At 69.7% G+C, this 20,968-nt stretch carries 14 protein-coding genes; 6 read left to right on the top strand and 8 right to left on the bottom strand.

Annotation, left to right across the window (positions count from 1 at the left end; all coding sequences use genetic code 11):
* Window positions 1-65: 65 nt before the first annotated feature.
* The 3 genes from FHS44_RS38975 to FHS44_RS38965 all read right to left on the bottom strand — a co-directional run bounded on the left by FHS44_RS38975 (window position 66) and on the right by FHS44_RS38965 (window position 2,920).
* Window positions 66-338 carry a hypothetical protein gene (locus tag FHS44_RS38975; RefSeq protein WP_184725420.1) on the bottom strand — a complete coding sequence of 91 codons (273 nt, stop codon included), beginning with the start codon at window positions 336-338 and terminating at the stop codon, window positions 66-68.
* Between the two features lie 213 nt (window positions 339-551).
* Complete coding sequence (locus FHS44_RS38970) at window positions 552-1,976, bottom strand: gamma-aminobutyraldehyde dehydrogenase (protein WP_184725418.1); 1,425 nt, start codon at window positions 1,974-1,976, stop codon at window positions 552-554.
* Window positions 1,977-1,984: 8 nt separating this feature from the next.
* Window positions 1,985-2,920, bottom strand: coding sequence for a TIGR03619 family F420-dependent LLM class oxidoreductase (locus FHS44_RS38965; RefSeq protein ID WP_221461830.1), 936 nt, complete (start codon window positions 2,918-2,920; stop codon window positions 1,985-1,987).
* Window positions 2,921-3,079: 159 nt separating this feature from the next.
* Here FHS44_RS38965 and FHS44_RS38960 point away from each other — a divergent pair, with 159 nt between their 5' ends.
* Complete coding sequence (locus FHS44_RS38960; protein WP_184725416.1) at window positions 3,080-4,786, top strand: amidohydrolase; 1,707 nt, start codon at window positions 3,080-3,082, stop codon at window positions 4,784-4,786.
* A gap of 34 nt (window positions 4,787-4,820) precedes the next feature.
* Here the strand turns inward: FHS44_RS38960 and FHS44_RS38955 are convergent, their stop codons facing one another.
* Both FHS44_RS38955 and FHS44_RS38950 read right to left on the bottom strand, forming a co-directional pair.
* Window positions 4,821-5,621: an ABC transporter permease gene (locus tag FHS44_RS38955; protein ID WP_184725414.1), complete on the bottom strand. Its 801-nt coding sequence runs from the start codon at window positions 5,619-5,621 to the stop codon at window positions 4,821-4,823.
* Window positions 5,618-6,577, bottom strand: coding sequence for an efflux ABC transporter ATPase subunit, DrrA-related (locus tag FHS44_RS38950; protein WP_184725413.1), 960 nt, complete (start codon window positions 6,575-6,577; stop codon window positions 5,618-5,620). Before FHS44_RS38950 ends, FHS44_RS38955 begins: the two co-directional genes overlap by 4 nt.
* Before the next feature lie 87 nt (window positions 6,578-6,664).
* Here FHS44_RS38950 and FHS44_RS38945 point away from each other — a divergent pair, with 87 nt between their 5' ends.
* The 4 genes from FHS44_RS38945 (at window position 6,665) to FHS44_RS42165 (ending at window position 12,067) form a co-directional block, all read left to right on the top strand.
* On the top strand, window positions 6,665-7,426 hold the full coding sequence (locus tag FHS44_RS38945) for a TetR/AcrR family transcriptional regulator (protein WP_184725406.1): 762 nt from the start codon (window positions 6,665-6,667) through the stop codon (window positions 7,424-7,426).
* 32 nt (window positions 7,427-7,458) lie between these two features.
* Entirely contained in the window at window positions 7,459-8,550 is a 1,092-nt protein-coding gene (locus FHS44_RS38940) for an AAA family ATPase (RefSeq protein ID WP_184725404.1), read from the top strand.
* A 3-nt stretch (window positions 8,551-8,553) separates the two neighbouring features.
* A complete protein-coding gene (locus tag FHS44_RS38935) occupies window positions 8,554-9,210 on the top strand; it encodes a DUF4276 family protein (RefSeq protein WP_184725401.1) in 657 nt (218 codons plus the stop codon).
* 418 nt (window positions 9,211-9,628) lie between these two features.
* Window positions 9,629-12,067 carry a M28 family peptidase gene (locus FHS44_RS42165; RefSeq protein ID WP_184725399.1) on the top strand — a complete coding sequence of 813 codons (2,439 nt, stop codon included), beginning with the start codon at window positions 9,629-9,631 and terminating at the stop codon, window positions 12,065-12,067.
* Between the two features lie 168 nt (window positions 12,068-12,235).
* Here the strand turns inward: FHS44_RS42165 and FHS44_RS38925 are convergent, their stop codons facing one another.
* Entirely contained in the window at window positions 12,236-13,087 is an 852-nt protein-coding gene (locus FHS44_RS38925; protein ID WP_184725397.1) for a dioxygenase family protein, read from the bottom strand.
* A 516-nt stretch (window positions 13,088-13,603) separates the two neighbouring features.
* On the opposite strand from FHS44_RS38925, the gene FHS44_RS38920 reads away from it, so the two are divergent.
* Complete coding sequence (locus tag FHS44_RS38920) at window positions 13,604-16,567, top strand: M28 family peptidase (RefSeq protein WP_184725395.1); 2,964 nt, start codon at window positions 13,604-13,606, stop codon at window positions 16,565-16,567.
* 47 nt (window positions 16,568-16,614) lie between these two features.
* Here FHS44_RS38920 and FHS44_RS38915 read toward each other — a convergent pair whose 3' ends face one another.
* Window positions 16,615-19,512, bottom strand: coding sequence for an ATP-binding protein (locus FHS44_RS38915; protein WP_312864002.1), 2,898 nt, complete (start codon window positions 19,510-19,512; stop codon window positions 16,615-16,617).
* Between the two features lie 336 nt (window positions 19,513-19,848).
* Entirely contained in the window at window positions 19,849-20,694 is an 846-nt protein-coding gene (locus FHS44_RS38910) for a fumarylacetoacetate hydrolase family protein (protein ID WP_184725393.1), read from the bottom strand.
* Between the last annotated feature and the right edge of the window lie 274 nt (window positions 20,695-20,968).

Below are 20,968 nucleotides of genomic sequence, written 5' to 3'. Positions count from 1 at the left end.
CGCAGGTAACGGACGCGGACGGCAGCGTCGTTTCCTGCGGAAACGGCACACTCACCTGGCGAGGCTCACTGGTCGGCCCAGATCCACCAGCGGGAGCTGCCGGGCCATTCGGAGTCGAGAAGGCACTGCCCGTTGTACGGCTGCCAATAATTCAGGACAGCGTACTCGCAATAATCTTTGACGTAGAACGGCCCTTCTACGATACGCCGTACCATTTCCGCCGTGTACGAGGTGCCACCGTGGGCGACCTGGGCCGCCTGGGCGGGGACGGCCAGGGTGGCGGTCATCATGAACCCTGCCGCCACCAGCGAACCCAGCTGCATCGCGCGTTTGATCAAGACCGAACTCCTCTTTGTGAGTGGTGAGGCCGTACCTGCAAAAAATCGAAGGTAAAGTCCCTGACGCCCTCATTCAAGGTCAGCGCGGCTCTTCATAAAACAGGGTTAATTGCCAAAAACAACATGATTTCTGCCAACCATCACAAGGCCGCCCTCAAGCGGCAGACGTCCTCCGGGCTCAACAAACCCGGGGGACGTCGAAAAAGATGGTCGTCAGGAGTGGCTGATCATCACGTGCTTCACGCGGGTGTAGGCGTCGAAGCCGTACCGCGACAGGTCCTTGCCGGTGCCCGAGTGCTTGAAGCCGCCGTGGGGCAGTTCGGGGATGATCACCTGGTGGCAGTTGACCCACACCGCGCCGAAGTCCAGTTCCGCAGTCAGGCGCATCGCCCGGCCCGTGTCGCGGGTCCAGACGCTGGAGGCCAGGGCGTAGGGGACGCCGTTGGCCAGCTCGATCGCCTCCCGCTCGTCGGCGAAGGACTGGACGGTCACGACCGGGCCGAAGACCTCCTGCTGGACGATGTCGTCGTCTTGGCGGACCCCGGCGACCACGGTCGGGGCGAAGAAGTAGCCGGGTCGGTCCAGGCGGTTGCCGCCGGTGACGACGCGGGCGTGGGCGGGCAGGCCCTCGACGAAGGCGGCGACCCGCTCGGCCTGCGCGGCGTTGTTGGACGGACCGAGGAAGACGCCCTCCTCGTCGGGAGCCCCTACGGTCAGCGCCTGAGCGGCCTTGGCCAAAGCCTCGGTGAAGGCCTCGGCGACGCTCTCCTCGACCAGCACGCGGGTCACGGCGGTGCAGTCCTGGCCGGTGTTGAAGAAGGCGGCCTCGGCGATGGAGCTTGCCGTCGCGGCAACGTCCACGTCGGCGAAGACCACGGCGGGGGCCTTGCCGCCGAGTTCCAGGTGGACGTCCTTGAGGTCGTCGGCGGCCGAGCGCATGACCTCGATCCCGGCGCGGGTGGAGCCGGTGATGGCGACCATCTCGACGCCGGGGTGCTCGACGAGCGCCCGGCCCGTGTCGCGGTCGCCGCAGACGACGTTGACGACGCCGGGCGGGAAGACCTTCGCGCACAGCTCGCCGAGCAGCACGGTCGAGCCGGGGGTGCTGTCCGCGGGCTTGATGACCAGCGTGTTGCCCGCGGCCAGGGCGGGGCCGATCTTCCAGGCGGCCATCATCAGCGGGTAGTTCCACGGCGTCACCTGGGCGACGACGCCGATCGGCTCACGCCGTACGAAAGAGGTGTGGCCCTCGGCGTATTCGGTGGCGCCCAGCCCCTCCAGGACGCGGGCGGCGCCGGCGAAGTAGCGGATGGCGTCGATGGAGCCGCCGACGTCAACGCGCCGGGTGATTCCCCTGGGCTTGCCGGTCGCCCGCACCTCGGCGTCGGTGAGCGCTTCGAGGTTGTCCTCCATCAGGCGGACGAGGTCGAGCAGGAGTTCCTGGCGCCTGGCCGGGGTGCTGCGCCGCCAGGAGCGCGCGGCCTCGGTGGCGGCGGTGACCGCGGCGGTGACGTCCTTGGCGCCCGAGCGGGGGGCGCGGCCGTACACCTTCTCCGTCGCGGGGTCGACGAGGTCCATCCACTCACCGCCCGCGGGCTCCCGGCTCTGCCCGTCGATGACGTTGCGCAGGGTGTCCATGGGTCTCCTTAGCTGGTGAAGGTCTCGACGCGGGCCATCACGCGGCGGCAGAAGGCCGCGACGTCGTGCGGGTCGTCGGTGAACTGGGACGGCTTGATGCAGAAGGTGTCGAAGCCCTGGGCCATCTGGTCGGGGATGGTGTCCAGCGCCTGGTCGAGGTCGGCGACCGAGTCGTTGTCGGGGAAGATCGCCCGGGTGCCGCCGATCATCTCGATCTCGGAGATGTCGCGTCCGGCCTCGCGCATGGCGTTCGCGAGCAGGTCGAGCTCCTCGGGCTTCGGCCTGCCCAGCGGGTTGAAGCCGTGGCCGTAGCGCACCAGGCGCCGCAGCAGCGGACCGTGCAGGGTCTGGCCGCCGAACCAGAGGGTGGGGCCGCCGGGGCGGAAGGGCTTGGGCTCCAGGTAGACGTCCTCGAACGGGTAGTACTCGCCGTCGAAGCTCGCAGGAGACTCCTGCCAGAGCAGCTCCCACGCGGCGAGGTGCTCGTCGAGCAGCTTTCCCCGCTTCTCGTACGGCACGCCGAGGGCGGCGTACTCGTCACGGCTCCAGCTCACCGTGGGGAGCACGACCAGGCGGCCCTGGCTGAGGCGGTCCAGGGTGGCCATCTCCTTGGCCAGCACCAGCGGGTGGCGCAGCGGCGCCAGGATCGCCCCGGCGACGAGCCGGATCTGGGTGGTCACCGCGGCGATGGCGCTGAGCAGGACGATCGAGTTGGGCCAGGAGGTCGCCGGGTCCTGGTTGCCGGGCAGCGCGTACTCCCTGGGGTTGGGCATCACACCCAGCGCCCCGGAGTCGGGACCGAGGACGATGTGCTCGCTGAGCATCACCGAGTCGAACCCGGCCTCCTCCGCCTCGCGGGCCCACCGGACGACGGAGGCCAGGTCGTCACCCGGTGTCATCGTCCAGTTCTCGCTGAGGATGAGCAGCATCTTCGGGGTCGCCACAGCCACGCCTCCGCCTGTCGGTCGCCTGACATCTAAAGATTTGGATCCAAACGGTATGTCCCGGAGCTGGTCGTTGGCAAGGTTCGTACCGTGCGGCGCCCATTGACGGAGAGTCATTTGGGTCCATACATTCATTCAAACAACCCTTGGAGGCCCTCGATGTCCCAACCAGCGGACCTGATCCTGGTCAACGGCGACGTCCTGACCGTCGACGCCGACTTCTCCGTGGCCCAGGCGGTCGCGGTGCGGGACGGACGCATCATCGCCGTCGGCGGGAACGCCGAGATCGAGGCGCTGGCTGGACCGGAGACCCGGACGATCGACCTCGCGGGCCGTACGCTCCTGCCGGGCATCAACGACTCGCACCTGCACGGTGCGGCGTGGGGCCTCACCAGGCCGCCCTTCGCGCTCAGCGTGGGCTATCCCGCCGTCAGGTCCATCGCCGACATCGCCGAGACCGTACGGCAGGCCACCGAGACCACCCCCGAGGGGGAGTGGATCACCGGCCTCGGCTGGGACCTCGGCTACCTCGACGAGGTGCTCGCCGACCAGAGCCGCCGTCCGCACCACCGCGACCTTGACGCCGTCTCGCCCGACCACCCCGTGGCGCTTACCGACTTCTCCGCGCACATGCTGTGGGTCAACGCCAAGGCCCTGGAGATCGCCGGGATCACCCGCGAGACCGTCTCTCCTCCCGGTGGAGTGATCGAGATCGGCGCCGACGGTGAGCCGACCGGCATCCTGAAGGAGGCCGCCCAGGCTCTCGTGCAGGGCCTCATCCCGATCGCGAGCGTCGAGCAGCGCAAGGAGGCCATCCGCTCGGCCGTCGCCGCCCTGCACGCGGAGGGCATCACCAGCTACACCGAGCCGGGCCTCGGCCCCGGCGGCACCCAGATCCTCGGCGGTGGCCTCAGCACCGAGTCCCTCAACGCCTACGTCGAGCTGGCCCGCGCCGGAGAGCTCGGCGCCAGGGTCAGGGTCCTGCTGCTGCCCGCCGCCATCGGCGGCTCCGCGGCCGACCTGGTCGCCGGTCTCGAAGGGCTCGGCGTGCCCGAGGACATCGACCCCGACCTGCTGTCGGTCATCGGCGTGAAGATCTTCGCTGACGGTGTCCCGCCCAACGAGACCGCCTGGATGCACGAGCCGTACGGCAGCGCGGGCGGTTATGGCTCGCTGTGCGTGCACGGCGCGACCGACGCCCTGCAGGAGGCCGAGCTGCGGGAGATGATCAGGCACGCGCACGCCGCGGGCTACCAGCTCGGCGTGCACGTCACCGGTGACCGGGGTATCGACGCCGTGGTTGACGCCTTCGTCGCGGCCAACGAGGTCCACCCGCGTCCCGACGCCCGGCACTATCTCATCCACGGTGACTTCGTCTCGGCCGAGAGCCTGGCCAAACTCGCCGCGCACGGCTACTCGGTCAACATGAACCCCGGCATCAAGTGGATGACGGCCGACATGATGGACGACATCCTCGGCAAGGCGCGCTCTGAGTACCAGTGGCCGGTCCGCTCCGCGGTCGAGGCGGGCGTCGCGGTCTGCTCCAGCTCGGACGCGCCGATCACCGAGCCCAACTGGCGTCAGGCCGTCGCGGCGATGATGCTGCGCGAGTCCAAGGCGACCGGCAGGGTCAGCGGCCCCGACCAGTGTGTCGACCTGGAGAGCGCGCTGCGCGCCTACACGGTCAACCCCGCCCGCCAGGACTTCGCCGAGTCCTGGAAGGGCACCGTCGAGGTCGGCAAGGTCGCCGACCTGTGCGTCCTCGGCGGTGACCTGCGCGCCACCGACCCGCACGACTACGCCGCCATGCCGGTCGACCTGACCGTCCTGGGTGGAAAGGTCGTCTACGAGCGCACGGGCGCCTGAGAACGAGGGCCGTCCCGGGACGGCCCTCGCCTCATCACCTGCCCAAATTACGATATTTCCGTACGGCCAGCGGCAGGAAGACCGCGACGAGCAGCAGCGGCCACACGACCGCCATCGGCGTCGCGTTCCGGGTGATCCACGACCCGGCCTCGAAGCCCGGCGTCCCGAACAGGTCCCGTACGGCCGCCGCCGTGACCGACAGCGGGTTCCACTCGGCTATCGCGCCCAGCCAGGACGGCATGGTGGCCGGATCGACGAAGACGCTGGACAGGAAGCCGACCGGCCAGACCAGGATCTGCACGGCCGCCACCGCCTCGGGGCCACCTGCGGCCAGACCCATCAGGATGCCGACCCACAGCAGGGCGAAGCGCAGCAGGAACAGCAGCCCGAAGGCCGCCAGGGCCGAGCCGTACCCCTCGTGCCAGCGCCAGCCGAGCGCGAACCCCGCGCCGACCATGATGGCCAGGCCGACCACCGAGTTGAGCATGTCGGCGACGCAGCGGCCCGCCACGACGGCCAGCGGGCTCATCGGCATCGAGCGGAACCTGTCGGTCACGCCCTTCGAGGCGTCGGTCGTCACGGCCATCATCGTGTTCTCCAGGCCGAAGAACATGGTCAGGGCGAACATTCCGGGCATCAGGAAGTCGAAGTAACCTCCCGCGCCGGGCACCTCGATCGCCCCGCCGAACAGGCCGCCGAACATCAGCACGATCATGACGGGAAAGACCCAGCCGATCGCGACCGTGCCGGGGCGCAGGGCCCAGTGGCTCAGGTCGCGCCTGGTGATCGTCCAGGTGTCGGCGAACGCCCAGCCGAGCGTGGACAGCGCCGTCATCGGACCAACTCCTTCTCCTTGGTGAGCTTGAGGAAGACCTCGTCGAGTGTCGGGCGGCGCAGGGTGATGTCCTCGGGCTCGACACCCGCCTCGTTCAGCGCGGACACCAGCTCGACCAGCGCGCGGGTGCGCTCGCCGACCGGGACGCTGACCCGGTTGCCCTCGGCGTACGGCTCGCCGGAGGCGAACCTGGCGGCGAGGACCTTCGTGACGTCCACGTCCGCCTCCCGGGACAGCACGACGTCGATCCGGTCGCCGCCGACGGTGGCCTTGAGCTCGTCCGGGCTGCCCTCGGCGACGATCCTGCCCGCGCTGAGCATCGAGATCCGATCGGCCAGCCGGTCGGCCTCCTCCAGATACTGGGTGGTCAGCAGCACGGTCGTGCCCGAGTCGGCCAGCTCGCGGATCGCCTCCCACACCTCGGCGCGGGCCGCGGGATCGAGGCCGGTCGTCGGCTCGTCCACCAGCAGCACCGACGGCGCCACGATCAGGCTCGCGGCGAGGTCGAGCCTGCGCCGCATGCCTCCCGAGTAGGTCGAGGCCGACCTGGTCGCGCTGTCGGTCAGGGAGAAGCGTTCGAGCAGCTCGTCGGCCCTGCGCCTGGCCACCGGGCCGGGCAGGTGGTTCAGCCTGCCGAACATCACGAGGTTCTGCCGCCCGGTCAGCACCTCGTCGACGGCGGCGTACTGCCCGACGAGCCCGATCCGCTGACGGACCTGCCGCGCCTGCGTCCTGACGTCGAAGCCCGCGACGCTCACCCGCCCCGCGTCGGCGTCGAGCAGCGTGGCCAGGATCCGCACCGCGGTTGTCTTGCCTGCCCCGTTGGGGCCGAGCAGCCCGCGCACCGAGCCCGCCCGCACCCGCAGGTCGAAGCCGTTCAGGCCCGTCCCCTCCGGCGCCTTCGGATAGCGCTTGCGCACATCCTCGGCGTCGATCGTGAACTCGGGTTGCCCCACGTTCACCCCTTTCTGTCGTACGGCGTACCGTACACCGTACTGAATGACTATAGTGGGGTCAACGCCGAAGGTTTGGAGACTGTTCCCGTGAGCGGAAGAAAGGGCGCCGACCCCGCGCGCAGCCTCGCCCTGCTGTGGGGGGCGCACGGCAGGCCGGGCAGGTCCGGGCTGACCATCCGCGCGATCGTCGAGGCCGCCGTCGAGCTGGCCGACGCCGAGGACATCGAGGCCGTCTCCATGCGTCAGGTCGCCGAGCGGCTGCGGGTCGGCACCATGTCCCTCTACACCCACGTGCCCGGCAAGACCGAGCTGGTGGATCTCATGATCGACACGACGTACGGCCAGCTCTACGACGACGTGGACGCGCCTCGCTCACAGCCCGGCGGCTGGCGGGGGGCGCTGCGCTTCGTCGCCGCGCGCAACTGGGACCTCTACCTACGCCACCCCTGGATGTTGCAGGTCACCGGGGGCCGCCCCACCCTGGGGCCGAACGCGGTGCTCAAGTACGAGGCCGAGCTACGGCCCCTCGACGGCATCGGCCTGACCGACCTGGAGATGGACGCCGTCCTCACCCTGGTCCTCACCCACGTCGAGGGCACCGCGAGAAGCAGGGCGAGCCTGGAGCAGGCCAGGCGTGACAGCGGGATGTCCGACAACGAGTGGTGGGTCGCCAACGCCCCCCTGCTCGACAAGGTCGCCGACGAGACCAGGTTCCCCGTCGCCTCCCGCGTCGGCCAGGCGGCGGGCCAGGAGTACGACGCCCCCGCCGACCCGGAAGGCGCCCTCGGCTTCGGCCTCGACCGCATCCTCGACGGCGTGGCGATCCTCATCGCGGGCCGGGAGAGCTGAGAGGGAGAGGGGCCAAGCCGTACGCTTGGGATATGCCGCGCAAGATCCAGAACATCCACGTCGAGGGATACACCTCGATCCGCCGGGCCGATGTCCAACCGGGGGACATCACGCTCCTGGTGGGGGCGAACGGCGCGGGCAAGAGCAACTTCATCGCCGCCATGGAACTGCTCGGCAGGATCGTTGACGGCGAGCTCGGCCTTGAGGTCGGCCTCAGGGGAGGAGCCCAGGCCCTCCTGCACGCGGGGGCCAAGGGCGGGGGAGCCATCGTCCTGCGGATAGAGGCCGGAGACGGCAAGGTGACGAACGGCTACGAGGCGGTGCTGGTTCCCGCGGCGAACGACACACTGATCTTCAAACAGGAGAGGGTCGACCGTCGGGGCTTCACGAAACAGTGGGGTGGAGGCCACCGGGAGACGCTCCTGCACACCGCGCCGGAGGACACGGAGGACGTGGTGGACATCCTGCGGGGATGCCGGGTCTTCCACTTCCAGGACACCAGCAGGAACGCCCCGGTCAAACAACTCGGCTACGTGGACGGTCAGGACTTTCTGCGGCCGGACGCGGGGAATCTCGCCGCCTTCCTCCTGTACCTGCGGGTGGAGTACCCGGAAAGCTACGAACGGATAAGAAGCACGGTGCAGGTGATGGCGCCGTTCTTCCGCGACTTCGTCCTGGCGGAGGACGCCAAGGGGCGGACCAGTCTTCGCTGGAGTCAGCAGGGCGTTGACGCGGTCTTTCCTGCGGAGGCCCTCTCGGACGGCACCCTGCGTTACATCTGTCTGACCACACTTCTCCTGCAGCCGCGGCCTCCAGCCCTGCTTGCTCTGGACGAACCCGAGTTGGGACTGCACCCGTTCGCGATCGTCCAGTTGGCGGACATGCTGAGATCCGCCGCCACCCACAGTCAGATCGTCATCGCCACCCAGTCGGTGACCCTGCTCAACCAGTTCTCTCTGGACGACCTCGTGGTGGTCGAGAGAGACGAGGGGGGAACGGTCCTGCGCAGGCCGGATGCCGAGGCTCTCCAGGAATGGCTCGACGACTACTCCCTCGGGGAGCTGTGGGAGAAGAACGTGCTCGGGGGACGGCCGACGCCCGAGTCGCACTCTCCCCGGGGTTGATCCGTGCGGCACATCTGCGTCCTCGTCGAAGGACAGACCGAGGAGATCGTCGTCCGGGACGTGCTGAACCCGCAGCTTGGCGACGATGTGTGGCTCACACCGGTCATCCTGAAGACCAGCAGGCCGGCCGGAGGAACAGCGGGAAGGGGCGGGGTGAGCGCCTGGCAGAAGATCGAGCGCGATCTGCGGCTCCTGCTGCGGAATCCCAGCTACCACCGTGTCACCACGCTCATCGACTATTACGGCCTTCCCCAGGGCGCCCCGGGGATGGACGACCTTCCGGGTGGGACGCCTCACACATGCGTCGAGCATGTGGAAAGAGCCATCCATCGTGCTCTGGACGACAACCCGCGTTTCATTCCGAACCTCGTCCTGCACGAGACGGAGACGTGGGTGTTCGCCGCGGCGAACGAACTGGGGAAGCTCCTCGGCAAGCCGAAGGTCGCCGTCGAGTTGCGCAAGCAGGTCGAGCGGGCCGGGGGACCCGAGCTGGTCAACGGCGGAAGGGAGACCGCCCCCTCGAAGCGCATCCTGGCGCTGTGCCCGGGATACCGGAAGACCCATGATGGGCCTCGCGCCATCGAGGCGTACGGCCTTGCCGCTCTGCGGCGTGACTGCCTGCATCTGGACACGTGGGTGCTTCGTGTGCTGGAGGCCTGACACGGCGCGAGCTGGTTTGTTTAAGGTCGTGTGGAATTGGGATTATTCGTACCCAACGGGTGTCCATAGTTTTGGGTAATACCCCCTGGCTGTTCATTGTTTGCGGCGTCGTGGCCCCGATATAGTGCCTTCCTTTTCATGAAATTTCGGTAATTGGAGGAAGGATCTCCCTGGCGCAGGGGTGGTTTTTTCGGGGGGAGATACGTAGCTTCTTCTATTGGGCCACGCATGTGGCGATGGTTTTTCGGTGGCCACTTAGTGCTTACCGTTTGGCCGAAAAAGTTGGAACCGTATCCCTTTTCTGTCCCCCCAATCCCCGTGATGTTCCGTACCTTCCGGATGTTTCCGGTGGTGGCGGCGCCCGGCATCCACCCCACGACGGCCGGGCAGGCGGGGAAGCCAGGAAGGAACGACACGCATGAAACGTAAGGGACTGATCGCGGTCGCGGTGGGCGTCGCCACGGTCGCGGCGACCACGCTCTACACGGCGCCCGTGAGCGCGTCAGGACAGACCACCCCGGGAACGTCGAACGCGACGACGGCCGACCCGGGAAGCGATCCCAGGGCGCTGGCCGCGCAGGCGGCGGACAAGGCGGTCGCCGAGGGCACGTTACGTAGAGGCCCGGAGGAGAGCTTCGAACGCACGGGCGTGACCTCCGGCGCCGGTGGCATGCAGTACGTCGGCTACACGCGCACCTACAGGGGGTTGCCGGTGGTCGGCGGTGACGCGGTTGTCGTCACCGACGCGGCCGGGCAGGTCACCGACACCGTCGCGGCCACCGGCCCCACCGGAGACGTCGCGCTGACCCCGAAGGTCAGCACGAGGAGTGCCCTGCGGGTCGCCAAGGCCAGGCTGTCCCAGGTGGACAGGGCCGAGCAGCCAAGGCTCGTGGTGCGGGCCGGGGAGAAGGGCGAAAAGCTCGCCTGGGAGGTCGAGGTCTCCGGCGTCGCCGACCGGAAACCGAGCGTCCAGCACGTGTTCGTGGACGCCCTCGACGGCTCGGTCATCGACGCCTACGACCTCGTCAAGTACGGCACCGGCAACGGCTTCTACAGCGGCCAGGTGACGATCTCCACCTCCGGCTCGGACGGCTCCTACACGATGAAGGACCCCACCCGCAGCGGCCTGGCCTGCGGCGGGCAGAACGGCGTGCCGTACACCAAGACCGTCGACTCCTGGGGTGACGGGACCGGCACCAGCCTGGAGACCGGCTGCGTCGACGCCCTGTGGGCCGTCCAGCGGCAGTGGGACATGCTCCGCGACTGGTTCGGCTACAACGGCTTCAACGGCCGTGGCGGCGGCTTCCCGACGCGGGTCGGCCTGAACGACGCCAACGCGTACTGGAACGGCTCCTCCACCAACTTCGGCCACAACCGGGCGAACACCCAGCAGGCCACCGCGATGGACGTTGTCGGCCACGAGTACGGCCACGTCATCTTCCAGTTCGCGGGCAGCGGCACCATGGGCACCGGGAACGAGACCGGCGGGCTCAACGAGTCGACCGGCGACATCTTCGGCGCGCTGCTCGAACACTACGCCAACAACCCCAACGACCCGCCGGACTACACGGTCGGCGAGGAGGTCGACCTGATCGGCACCGGCCCGATCAGGAACATGGCCAATCCGTCGCTGATAAACAACGACCACAACTGCTACTCCGCCGCGATCGCCGTCGCCGAGGTGCACGCGGCGGCCGGGCCGCAGAACCACTGGTTCTACCTGCTCGCCGAGGGCACCCACCCCGGCGGCGGTAAGCCGAACAGCCCGGTCTGCGCCGGTCCGTCCTACCTGAAGGGCATCGGCATCCAGAAGGCGGGCAAGATCTTCCTGAACGGCCTGCTGCGCAGGACCTCGACCTGGCGTCACGTCGACGTCCGCCGCGCGACCCTCGCCGCCGCGGCCGAGCTGTACGGCTTCGGCAGCCCCGAGTACGTCGCCGTCTGGACGGCCTGGAGAGCGGTCAACGTCCCCGCCGTCGTCCCGGGCACCACCCTGGCATCCGCGGCTGTCCCCGGGGTCAGCCTGGCCAACATCAAGGCTCACCTGCAGCAGTTCCAGAGCATCGCCTCAAGCAACGGCGGCAACCGCCGCTCGACCGGCCCGGGTTACACCGCCTCGGTCACCTACGTCGAGAACAAGCTGCGCGCCGCGGGCTACACCGTCACCCGGCAGAGCTGTACCAGCGGCTGCAGCCGGGGTGCGGGCCCCAACCTGATCGCCGACTGGCCGGGCGGTGACGCCAACCAGGTCGTGATGGCCGGTGCCCACCTCGACAGCGTTTCGGCCGGTCCGGGCATCAACGACAACGGCTCGGGCTCCGCGATGCTGCTTGAGGTCGCGCTGACCCTCGCCCAGTCCAGACCGGCCATGGCCAAGCACGTGCGGTTCGGCTGGTGGACCGACGAGGAGCAGGGCCTGCTCGGTTCGAAGTTCTACGTCAACTCGATCGGCTCGACCGAGCGCTCGAAGATCAAGCGGTACCTGAACTTCGACATGGTCGGCTCCCGCAACGGCGGCTACTTCATCAACAACATCAACACCGCGGCGGCGACCGACCTCAAGGCCTTCTACACGAGCATCGGCGTCCAGACCGAGGAGAACGTCGAGGGCGCCAACCGCTCAGACGACGCCTCCTTCCGCAACGCGGGCATCCCCACCTCCGGTGTCGCGGCCGGTGCCAGCGCCCGCAAGACCTCGGCCCAGGCGACCAAGTGGGGCGGTACGGCGGGCAGCGCCTACGACTCCTGCTACCACTCCTCCTGTGACACCACGTCCAACATCAGCGACACGGTTCTGGACCGGGCGGGTGACGCGACCGCCTACGCCATCTGGAAGGCCGCCGTGAGCACCCCCTGATAGACAAGGGGACCGGCGCCGCGAGGACACCGTGGGGGAGGTGTCGCACCCCGCACGGCGCCGGTCCCTCGGCCTGTTCTGTGGATCGTCGCCACGGGGTGAGGACCCACGGAGCAGGCCGTGCGGGCGTGGAAGTCTGGCACCTCACGCCCGCGGCTCATGGACGGGTCAGACCCGGGCCCACAGGAAGCTGTAGTTCGGCGGCTCCCAGCCCGGATAGGAGGTGTGGGCCGCCAGGCAGCGGTAGAGCACGCCGTTGTAGGTGGCCAGGTCACCGACCCGGTAGTACACGCCCGCCCGCCACTCGTTCCCGGGGGAGGAGGTGGGCGTCGGGGTCGAGGTCTGCGTCGGCGTCGGGGTGGGAGTCGGGGTCCCGGTGACGTTCAGCACGAAGTCGTAGGTCGCCTCCCGCCCGTTGCCGTTGGTGCGCACGTCCATCAGCAGCCGGGGGTCGTAGATCGTGTCGGTGCTGTTGCGCGGCTCACCCGGGAAGTAGAGCTGCGTGGTCAGCACCGGACGGCCGGGGGCCTGGAGCTTGACGTGGATGTGCCGGGTGCGCCCCGGGTAGAGGCCGGGCACGATCGTGGTCAGCCTGAAGGCGCCCTGCGCGTTGGTGAACTGGTGGCCCCGGAACTCGAATCCGGTGTTGTCGTAGTTCCCCTGGTTGTCGGCCTGCCAGAAGTCCAGCAGGACGTTGGCCAGCGGCTGGCAGGAGCGGTTGAAGACGAAGCCGCTGACCGTCAGCGCGGTGCCGGAGCCGGGCAGCGTGTCGCGCTGGGGCGAGTTGGGCTTGAAGTAGGGGCCCTCGGTCTGCGAGATGGTCGGCTGGTCTCCGGTCCCGCAGAACGGTGTCGGGTCGAGCAGGCGTCCGTTCCGGCCGGTGTCCCTGGCCAGCGCGGGTACGGCCTGGCCTATCAGCAGCGGGATCGGCGCGCCCATGACGGCGGCCTTCAGCAGAGTCTTGCGGCTGATTCCGCCTGCGGTCTCGTCGTTCTCCAGAGGGTGGTTCTCGGCATCCATGGTGGTCTCCTCGGCCTGGGGGTGTCCGGCTCCGCGAAAGAGCTCCGCGGCAGAGTTCCGCGAGGAAGCCCCGTGGAGGAGCGGAAGGACTTTCGGAACCGGATGGCTGGGCTTTCCTCAAGCTCGCACGGGACCGAGGTCGTTTGCACCCAACGGGCCTCCATAGCTCCGTGCGATATCCCCCGCCGCCCACCGTCCACAGCACCGCTCCCGGGCACGTCATCCCCCTTGTCATGAAATTTCGGGAAAAGGGGGTGGCGGGTCCCGAGGCCCTCGGACCGGCTTTTCCGGGGGGAGATACGTAGCTTTTCCTCCAGAGCTACGGATATATCAACGGATTTTACGGTGACGGCTCAGTGCCTACGGTCTGGCCAACAGGGTGAGAACCTCATCCCTTTTCTGCCCCCCAATCCCCGTGACGTGCCGTACCTCCCGGACATTCCCGGTGACGGCGGAGCCCGGCGTCCACCCCCACGACGGCCGGGTAGGCGGGGAAGCCAGCAAGGAGCAACACGTATGAGACGGAAGGCACTGATCGCGGTGACGGCGAGCGTCGCCACGATCGCGGCGACGGCCCTTTACACATCACCTGTGAGCGCGGCCGGACAGGCCGTCCTGGAGAACTCGTCGAACGCGGCCCCCGCCGATCCCAAGTCGCTGGCCGCCAAGGCCGCGGACAAGGCGATCGCCACCGGGTTCGGCAAGCTGCGCAAGGGTCCCGAGGAGACCTACGAACGCACCGGTGTGACCTCCGGCGCCGGTGGCATGCAGTACGTCAGCTACGCGCGCACCTACAAGGGGCTGCCGGTGGTCGGCGGTGACGCGGTCGTCGTCACCGACGCGGCCGGGCAGGTCACCGACACCGCCGTGGCCACCGGCCCGACCACCGACGACATCGCGCTGACCCCGAAGATCACCGCGAAGAAGGCCCTGACGGTCGCCAAGACCCGGCTGTCCCGGGTTGACGACTCCCAGGAGCCCAAGCTCGTGGTGCGGGCCGGGGAGAAGGGCGACAGGCTCGCCTGGGAGGCCGTGGTCTCCGGCATCGCCGACCGCAAGCCGAGCATCCAGCACGTGTTCGTGGACGCCCTCGACGGTTCGATCGTGGACGCCTACGACCTGGTCAGGTACGGCACCGGCAACGGCTTCTACAACGGCCAGGTGACGATCACCACCTCCGGCTCGGGCAGCTCCTACACGATGCGGGACACCACCCGCAGCGGCCTGGCGTGCGGCGGTCAGAACGGCTCGCCGTACACCAAGAGCAGTGACTCCTGGGGCAACGGGCAGGGCACGAACCTTGAGGCCGCCTGTGTCGACTCTCTCTGGGCCGCCCAGAAGGAGTGGGACATGCTCCGGGACTGGTTCGGCTACAACGGCTTCAACGGCCGTGGCGGTGGCTTCCCCGCCCGGGTCGGCCTGAACGACGTCAACGCGTTCTGGAACGGCTCCTACACCAACTTCGGCCACAACCAGGCCAACAGCCAGCAGGCCACCTCGATGGACGTCGTCGGCCACGAGTACGGCCACGCCATCTTCCAGTTCGCGGGCAGCGGCAGCTCCGGCAGCGGCAACGAGATCGGCGGCCTGAACGAGTCGACCGGTGACATCTTCGGCGCCCTGCTGGAGAACTACGCGAACAACCCCAACGACCCGCCGGACTACACGGTCGGCGAGGAGGTCAACCTCGTCGGCCGTGGCCCGATCAGGAACATGGCGCAGCCGTCGCTGGTGAACAACGACCCCAACTGCTACTCCTCCTCGATCCCCAACACCGAGGTGCACGCCGCGGCCGGGCCGCAGAACCACTGGTTCTACCTGCTCGCCGAGGGCACCAACCCGGGCGGTGGCAAGCCGAACAGCCCGGTCTGCGCCGGTCCGTCCAGCCTGACGGGCATCGGCATCCAGAAGGCCGGCAAGATCTACCTGAACGGCCTGCTGCGCAAGACCTCCACCTGGCGGCACGCCAACGTCCGTGTCGCCACCGTCGCCGCCGCCGTCGAGCTGTACGGCAACGCCAGCGTCGAGTGCGCCGCGGTCAAGGCGGCCTGGACTGCGGTCAGCGTCCCGGCCCAGTCCGGTGAGGCCACCTGCACCACGCCGACCGCCAGCCCGACGCCGACCGTGACGCCCACGGTGACGCCGACCGTGACCCCCACCGTCACCCCCACGACGGGTCCCGGTGACATCCCGGACATCAGCGTGGCCAACGTCAAGTCCCACCTGCAGCAGTTCCAGAGCATCGCCAGCAGCAACGGCGGCAACCGCCGCTCGACCGGTGCCGGCTACACCGCCTCGGTGACCTACGTCGAGAACAAGCTGCGCGCCGCGGGCTACACCGTCACCCGGCAGAACTGCACCAGCGGCTGCACCGGTGGCGCCGGTCCCAACCTGATCGCCGACTGGCCCGGTGGCGACACCAACCAGGTCATCATGGCCGGTGCCCACCTCGACAGCGTCTCGGCCGGTCCCGGCATCAACGACAACGCCTCCGGCTCCGGCATGCTGCTTGAGGTCGCGCTGACCCTGGCCGCGAAGAACCCCACCATGAACAAGCACGTGCGCTTCGGCTGGTGGACGGACGAGGAGCAGGGGCTGCTCGGTTCGAAGTTCTACGTCAACTCGCTCGGCTCGACCGAGCGTTCCAAGATCAAGCAGTACCTGAACTTCGACATGGTCGGCTCGCCCAACGGCGGCTACTTCATCAACAACATCAACACCGCCGCCGCGACCGACCTCAAGGCCTTCTACACGAGCATCGGGGTCCAGACGGAGGAGAACGTCGAGGGCGCCAACCGCTCCGACGACGCCTCCTTCCGCAACGCGGGCATCGCCACCTCCGGTGTCGCCGCGGGTGCCAGCGCCACCAAGACCTCGGCGCAGGCCACCAAGTGGGGCGGTACGGCGGGCAGGGCCTACGACTCCTGCTACCACTCCGCCTGCGACACCACGACCAACATCAACGACACCATCCTCGACCGGGCGGGCGACGCGACCGCCTACGCCATCTGGAAGGCCGCCGTCGGCTCCAGCCCGTCCCCGAGCCCGACCCCGACCGTGACGCCCACCTCCACCCCGACCGTGACGCCCACGGTGACGCCGACCGTCACCCCGACCAACCCGCCCGGTGACCGGACCTTCACCAGCACCAGCAGCTACCCCGTCACCGACACCACCTACGCCTTCAGCCCGGTCACCTCGACCGCCAGCGGCCAGGCCAACTCCCCGGTGCGGATCTCCGCGACCGTCAACCACCCCTGTGGGGAGAGCCTGTCGGTGTGGCTGCTGGCCCCCGGAGGCGGGGAGTTCATCCCCGTCAAGCAGTCCGAGTTCGGCAGCGCCTGCACCCCGTGGTCGCAGGCACAGACCTTCGACGTGCCCGTCTCCGCGAACGCGACCGGCACGTGGTACCTGCTGGTCATGGACAACCGGCAGGACGGTGTGACCGGCACGCTCACCTCGTGGAGCATCACGGTGTGACGCGCGCCTGACCCCTGTCCTCTCGGTGGGGGGGAGCCCCGGCCGGATCACTCCGGCCGGGGCTCGCCGTGTCCCTGCCTGAGCGATTCGCCGGGCAGCACGACCTCGGTGCGGGAGCGCACGCCCAGCTTGCGCAGCACCTTGGCCACGTGCGTCTCGACAGTCCGCGGCGACAGGAAGAGCACCTCCGCGATCTCCCCGTTCGTACGGCCGAGCGCGACCAGCCTGGCCACCTCGCTCTCCCGCTGGGAGAGCGCGTTCTGTCTTCTCCTGCCCCGGGGCAGCAGCACCCCGGCGCCGATCGTGCGCAGCGTCCTGCGGCAGCGCGCCGCGTCGTGGGCCGCCCCGAGCTCGGTGAACCGCCCGGCCGCGTCGGTGAGCGTCCTGGTCGCCGCGGGACGGTCCCCGAGCGCGATCAGCGACCTGGCCTCCTCCTCCATCGCGCGGGCCACGCCGTACGGCTGGGGCATCGCCTCCAGTACGGCCCTGGCCCGGGAGAGCAGATCGACCGCCGTGCCGTACCCGCCCTCGGCGTGGGCCAGCGCGCCCCTGGCCAGCAGCAGCGCGACCCGCGCGGCGGGAGAGTCCCTGTTCTCGACGCCCTCTGCGAAGTCGGCGGTCAGCGCGGAGGCGTCCTCGCGCCGCCCGGCGGACAGCAGCGCGGTGACGGCCGAGGGGACCAGGCGGTCTCCCCAGACCCACACCCCCTTGCGCCGCAGCCTGGCCACCGCCTCCTCGACCTCGGTCAGTGCGGTGTCGAGCGCCTCCCTGGCCAGGTACAGGTCGATCAGCCCCGCGGAGGCGGTGGCCAGCAGCGGCTGGAAGCCGGAGTCGGGATCGCGCAGCCCCGTGGCGTACAGGTGCTCGCGCGCCTCCTCCCACTCGCCCGTCGCCAGCGCCAGCAGGCCGAGCACCAGCCGCGCGTCGACCGCGATGAGCGGCGCCTCAGAGGTCCGCTCCACGATGGCCAGTGCCCGTTCCCGCAGCCCCTCCCACCGGCCCGTCAGCCAGTCGAGCCGGACCGAGGTCACCTCGACCAGGTAGGAGGGGTAGGGGGCGCCCGTCTCCTCGGCGATCCTGGTGCCCTCGCGGGCGAACCGCTCGGCGTCGGCGTAGCGGCCCAGGCTGGTCGCCGCGTCGCACAGGTTGGCGTAGGCGCGGGCCGTCTGCCGCCGTATCACCGTCGGCTCCCCTGGGCCGGGCAGCCTCTCCGCCAGGGCGAACGCCCCCGGGTCGCCGACCGACATCGCGAGCGTCACCTTGTTGGCCTGGACGGTCGCCGTCAGCTCCGGGCTGTCGCAGGCCTTCACCAGCCGTTCCGCCCGGTCCATCCACTCGACGTGCCTGGCGAGCGGTTCGTCCCCCCAATACGGTACGGCCAGCAGCGCCAGCCCCCTGGCGAGGGGGACGGGCTGGTCGTCCAGGTCGGCGAGGGCCGAGAGGACCTCCTGTCTGCCCGCCGCCGCGGCCCCGGCCTGGTTGCAGGTCAGCACCCCGAGGTTGAGCCGTACCTCGCCACGGACGCTGCGGGGAAGCTGGGGGTCGGCGAGCAGGCGGCGCAGCAGCCGCGTCACCCGGCCGTGCGAGACGCCGCCGATCGCCAGCCCGCTGAAGCGCAGCATCAGGTCACTGCGGCCCGTCCTCGGCAGCCTGGGGTCGGCGAGCATGCCGCCGAGCGTCTCGATCGCGCCGGGGATGTCGCCCAGTTCCGCCGCCCGGTCGGCCGCCGCCGAGCCGTACCGCTGCCAGGCGTCGAGGTCACCGGCGTGACGGGCGTGGAAGGACAGCTCGGCGAGCGGCATGGGAACGGCCTGGGCGAGCGCGGTCAGCGCCCTGGTGTGGGCCGCCCTGCGGTCGGGTCCCGGGATCGTCTCGTAGGCGGCCTGCCGGGCGGGGGCGTGGCGGAAGCCGTACCTGCCGTCGTCGTACTCCCGCAGGACACCGGCCGCGAGCGCCTCGCGCAGCCCCCGCGCCACGTCGGGCTCGGGTCTGGCGCACACCTCGGCGAGCAGCGTCTCCTCTGCGGGGACGTGGAGTACGGCGGCGGCGTGGGTCACCGCGAGCCCGGCCGGGGACAGCCCGGCGAGCAGGTCGGCCGTCACCTCGCGCAGGAACGGCGGCACCGGCAGCCGGTCGAGGGCGTCGACCTCGCCGTCCTCCCCTTCGGAATCCTCCCCGGGCGTGGCCCGCAGCGTGTCCAGCACCTCCTCGACCACGAGCGGGATGCCCGCCGTACGTTCGAGCAGCTTCGCCGCGAAGGCGGGCGAGACCTCCTCGCGGCCGAGCAGCGCGCGGGCCAGCTCCCGCACCCCCTCGGCCGTCAGCGGGCCCAGCGCGACCACCCCGCCGCTCGTGCCCGGCGAGCGCCGCAGCGCGTGCCCGAGCGGCAGCCCGGCGACCGGCAGCTCGTGACGCCGGTAGGTCAGCACCAGCGCCAGCCCGGTCGGCATCGGGTCGCTGAGGAAACGCAGCAGGTCACGGGTGCCCTCGTCGGCCCAGTGCAGGTCCTCGACCACGAGTACGGCGGGGGCCAGCGCGGACAGCAGCGCGTGCGCGGCGCGGAAGAGGCGGTGCCGCTCGGCCCTGGGGTCGCCGAGCGCGGGCGGGGCGATCGGCAGGTCCCCGGCCAGCTCGGGCAGGTGGCCGCTCAGGGCCCCGATGACCGGGCTCAGCCGCTCCCGCGCGGGCAGGGCACCGGCCGTCTGGCGCAGCGCGTCGAGGACCGGTCCGTAGGGGAAGGGGGTACGGCCCTGCCTGCACCGCCCGGTGAGGACCGTGCGCCTGCTCCTGCGCAGCCGGTTGACGGCCGTGCTGACCAGCCGGGACTTGCCGATTCCCGCCTCGCCCTCGACCATCACCACCGCGGGTGGGCGGGTGACCGCGAGCAGGAGGCCACGCAGCTCCGCGTCCCGCCCGACCAGCAGGGCCGGGGCGGCGCCGGTCACGGATGGCTCCACGGCACGGCCGGAACCTGGGGTGGCGTCCTGGTCTCTGCTCTCATGGCGCGGTCCTCCGGACGCGGTCGGCGGATCGCGGGGGGCGCCGGACCGCTCGTCATCCTGGTCGTCCGCCGACGGTCAGCCCGCCACGCGCACGCTTGCTCGGGATGTTATTGGCATCACGCCCAACAGTCCTCTATGTCCCAGATTTCCCTGCCTTTATAACGATATAAGCGCCTATAGACCGTTATTTTCTAAAGAAATAATTTCCCTGGAAAGTAAACACCGGTGCTCCTTCTTTCTCTGCGAGAAGACGGAACACCGGTGAAAGGCAGACAGAGGTTAGCGGATGGGGGCGCGGATGCCGCGGAACTCCCAGTCGCCGCCGAAGGTGGTGGAGATGACCTCCTCCGACTCGGTCGGCTGGGCGCCGCAGTCGTCGCGGATCGGCGCGGGGCCGGTCACGATGTGGTTGGTCAGCTTGCCGAGCCCCTCGACCTCGACCTCGACCACGTCGCCGGGCTGGACCGGGCGGGAGTTGGCCGGGGTGCCCGACAGCAGCACGTCGCCGGGGTAGAGGGTGATGGTGCGGGCGATGTCGGCCACCAGATAGTGCATGTCCCACTCCATCTCGTCGGTGGAGCCGTCCTGCACCACCTTCCCGTTGACGAGGGTGCGCAGCCGCTTGCCGTGGAAGTCCCAGTCGGTGACCAGGCCGGGGCCGAGCGGGCACAGCGTGTCGGAGCCCTTGACGCGCAGCATGGACCCGGCGTCGGTGTCGCGGAAGTCGTGCAGCCCGTAGTCGTTGCCGATGGTGTAACCGGCGATGTAGTCACCCGCCTCGGCAGGGGAGACGTTCCTGGCCGTGCGCCCGATGACGATGGCCACCTCGCCCTCGTAGTTGAGGTACTTGCAGCGCTCGGGACGCACGACGGCGCCCTTGTGCGCGTTCAGGGAGGAGGTGGGCTTGTGGAAGTAGGTCGGGGCGTCGGGCAGGCTCGTCATGAACTCCTCGACCCGGCTGCGGTGGTTGAGGTGCACCGCGACGACCTTCGAGGGGACGACCGGCGGCAGGTGCACGGCCTCCTCGACGCCGACCACCCGCCCGTCGGCGCTGACCAGCTCTTCGCCCTCACGTCGCACCTGGGTGGCGGCGCCGTCGAGCAGGATTCTGCGATATTCGGGCATCAACGGCCCTTTCCACGTTGAGAGATCGGAAGCTTCCACGGACCCGGGCCGACCGGCGCGTTCTCCCGACGATAACGGAGCGCGCCGTACGGCCCGGGGCACATCAGCCGGGGTACGGGTAGGGGTAGGGGTCGTTGGAGGGGTCGGTGCGCCGGGGGGAGGGGAAACCGCCGGTGGGTGGGTCGAACCAGAGCAGGACCTGGCCGGTGCCCACGGAGTTCTCGTATTCGCCGTACTGGCGCCCCGGTGCGGTGCAGTCGCCTTCGCCGAGGGC

Origin of the sequence: Streptosporangium saharense, from assembly GCF_014203715.1 — a bacterium.
Classification (GTDB): Bacteria; Actinomycetota; Actinomycetes; order Streptosporangiales; family Streptosporangiaceae; genus Streptosporangium; species Streptosporangium saharense.
This window is presented reverse-complemented; position numbering and strand designations above follow the sequence as displayed.